The organism is Chamaesiphon sp. OTE_20_metabat_361 (assembly GCF_031364565.1).
The window spans coordinates 1-2,805 of the sequence record NZ_JANLWO010000243.1 but is presented as its reverse complement, the minus strand read 5'-3'; the positions used below and the strand labels follow the sequence as shown (position 1 = coordinate 2,805).

3 protein-coding genes are annotated in these 2,805 nt (G+C 48.0%); 2 read left to right on the top strand and 1 reads right to left on the bottom strand.

Going from position 1 to position 2,805, the window contains the following annotated elements; genetic code table 11:
- The first annotated feature begins 142 nt into the window (after window positions 1–142).
- Both RMO35_RS07125 and bioB read left to right on the top strand, forming a co-directional pair.
- A complete protein-coding gene (locus tag RMO35_RS07125; protein ID WP_309739652.1) occupies window positions 143–703 on the top strand; it encodes a tetratricopeptide repeat protein in 561 nt (186 codons plus the stop codon).
- A gap of 325 nt (window positions 704–1,028) precedes the next feature.
- The gene (gene bioB, locus RMO35_RS07120; RefSeq protein ID WP_309739650.1) at window positions 1,029–2,033 is read left to right on the top strand and encodes a biotin synthase BioB; all 1,005 of its coding nucleotides are present in this window, start codon (window positions 1,029–1,031) and stop codon (window positions 2,031–2,033) included.
- 130 nt (window positions 2,034–2,163) lie between these two features.
- On the opposite strand, the gene RMO35_RS07115 is transcribed toward bioB, so the two are convergent.
- Window positions 2,164–2,760, bottom strand: coding sequence for a TetR/AcrR family transcriptional regulator (locus RMO35_RS07115; RefSeq protein ID WP_309739648.1), 597 nt, complete (start codon window positions 2,758–2,760; stop codon window positions 2,164–2,166).
- Window positions 2,761–2,805 lie beyond the last annotated feature (45 nt).

The window sequence follows — 2,805 nt, the reverse complement described above, 5'->3', positions numbered from 1 at the left end:
GCTCATCGACTCGGTTTTTGCCGGAAAACACGATCGATAGTTTGTAGTTTTAACCAAATTGGCTCCCTGTTTAGCTGCTATCCGTACCAAGAATGCGATCGCATCCACAATAGTTCAACTCCAAAAAATTGTCAGATACCCCATGAAATTCGCCCTTTTGCTTCTCACCCCGATTTTATTAATGGTCTCGATGCCGATTGCTCAATCCTCTTCGAGCCTACCACTTCGCACACCAGCTCCAGCGATCGATTCTAACGATCGCGGTACGCTGAAGCTGCATACTGGCGATGCACAAGGGGCAATTTTAGAATTCGATCGAGCAATTGAGATCTATCCTAAGTATGCCGAAGCCTACACCAATCGCGCAGCAGCGAAACTCGGACTGGGCGACAAACAGGGGGCAATTGCCGATTATACTCAGGCGATCTTACTCAATCCTCAAGATGCCTTGACCTACTACAATCGAGGTGTGGCGAAATTTGAGCTAGGCGATAATCGAGGGGCAATTAGCGATTTCGATCGAGCAATCGTTCTCAATCCCCAAGATGCGGAAACTTACAGCAATCGGGGGGCTGTGAAATTAGCACTGGGTGACAAAAAGGGCGCACTCGCCGATCTCACCACTGGCGCGAAATTATTCCGCCAGCAGGGACAGATGAATGATTACCAAAAAACGGTCGAGCTATTACGTCAGACAAAGTAAATCTAGTTAAGTTACTACAATCTATCTGTAGATTGGGTTTCGCTTCTCTCAACCCAACATCCACACAATCGTTGGCGTTGGCGTAGCCTGCCATAGGCACAGCCGCGCCGAGAGGGAATCTTTGAGTGTGTTGGGTTTCTGCAATACCCCCGACTTCTGAAGAGGAGTCGGGGGTATGTCCTAACAAGTGTAGCGATTGCTCTTTACCCAACCTACTTGTGTTCGCAGGGTAACTCTGGCGAGCGGGAAGTATCGATCGCGATCGCACCCAGTTCATTTGGTGCGATAATAGATGGTCGCTCGACACTTTAGACGCTTAAGTTTCATGTTATTGACAGCACCCACTTGGAATACCCTCGCCGATCGATCGCTTGCTGGGGAGATCTTGACTAGGGAGGAAGCCCTGAGCGTACTCCAGGCTAGAGATGAGGTGTTGCTCGACCAAATTGCCGCTGCTTATCGAGTCCGCCGTCACTACTGGAGCAATCGCGTCAGGCTGCATTATCTGCTCAACGCTCAGAGTGGCTTGTGCCCTGAAGATTGTCATTACTGCTCGCAGTCCAAGATTTCCACCGCCGAAATCGAAAAATATCCCCTGATGGCGCAGTCCAAAATTCTCGACGCCGCCAAACGCGCCGCCGAACTCCAAGCGGGGACTTTCTGCATGGTGATTTCCGGACGCACGCCCAATGAGGCGACGTTTGGTAAAGTATTAGATGCCGTGCGAGAAGTTAAAGCTAATTACGATCTTAAAGTTTGCGCTTGTTTGGGCTTATTATCTGCCGAACATACTCATCGTCTGGCGGATGCTGGTGTCGATCGAGTATATCATAACCTCTATACCTCACAAACCAATCACGAACATATTGCCACGACTCACACCTATACCGATCGAGTCGAGACTGTCAAAAATGTCCATGCTGCGGGGATTACGACCTGTTCGGGGGGGATTTTGGGGATGGGTGAGTCCGATGATGATGTCATCGATTTAGCCCTGTCACTGCGGGAATTAGGCGTCACTAGCGTACCGATTAATTTTCTGATTCCGATTCCGGGGACTAAGTTTGCAGACATCAAACAACTAACTCCACAGCAATGTTTGCGGATGTTATGTTTATTTAGATTGATTTTACCTTCCCAAGAAATTCGGATTGCTGGCGGTCGGGAAGTGCATCTGCGATCGCTCCAGCCGTTAGGATTGTATGTAGCTAATTCGATTTTTGTCGGCGATTATCTGACGACTCCCGGACAGTCGGTGACTCAAGATTGGGACACCATTGCCGATCTGGGGTTTGTCCTCGAAGCCGCAGACGGTTCTCCGATACAGTAGGTATTAGGTATTGGGCTTTGGGCTTTGGGGAAAACTTTAACGAGACGCAGGGGTTTGATTTGATTGGTGCAACATATGCGCCAGGGAACCTCTGCGTGTTTGCATTCTCAATTCTCAATTCTCAATTAATTCAGATGGCTAGACTATTAATATATTGATGTAAATGCTCGATCGCTCGATCGAGATAAATATCATCACTGTATAATTTGCTCATCATAATTGCCCCTTCGATCGTCACGAATAAAATCGTCGCTACTTGCTCGCGATCGATCGTCTCGACGATTTCGCCCTGACGGATGCCTAGCTCGATAATGCTGGCAATCAGCGCCCGAATACTATTAACGGCATCTTGGACGTGAGCGCGTAACAGGGGGTGAGTATCGTCACTCTCGATTGCCGTGTTCAAAATCGGACAGCCACCTGTGACGATTGGTTGGGTGGTAAAGCCCCGAAAACTGTTGGCAAAAGCATGTAATCGATCGATCGCTGTAGCTTGGCTCGACACTTGTGCCATTACTGCTTCGAGGATCGAGCCGAGAGAATAATCGAATGCTGCGATCGCAATTTCATCTTTGCTTTTAAAATGATGATAAATGCCGCTTTTCCCCAACCCTGTCAGCTTCATAATAGCTGAGATCGACGATCCGGCATAACCATTTTGATTGAAAACAACCGCAGCCTGTTCGATAATTCTTTGCTTAGTGCGATCGGCTTTAGATACTAACACTTAACTAACTTCAAGGTTAGTTAATATTTTAAGGCAATTTAGTTA

What these genes read in the sequence shown, in the direction of transcription:
- RMO35_RS07125 (WP_309739652.1), top strand. Translation starts at nt 143, where the DNA reads ATGAAATTCGCCCTTTTGCTTCTCACCCCGATTTTATTAATGGTCTCG.
- bioB (WP_309739650.1), top strand. Translation starts at nt 1,029, where the DNA reads ATGTTATTGACAGCACCCACTTGGAATACCCTCGCCGATCGATCGCTT.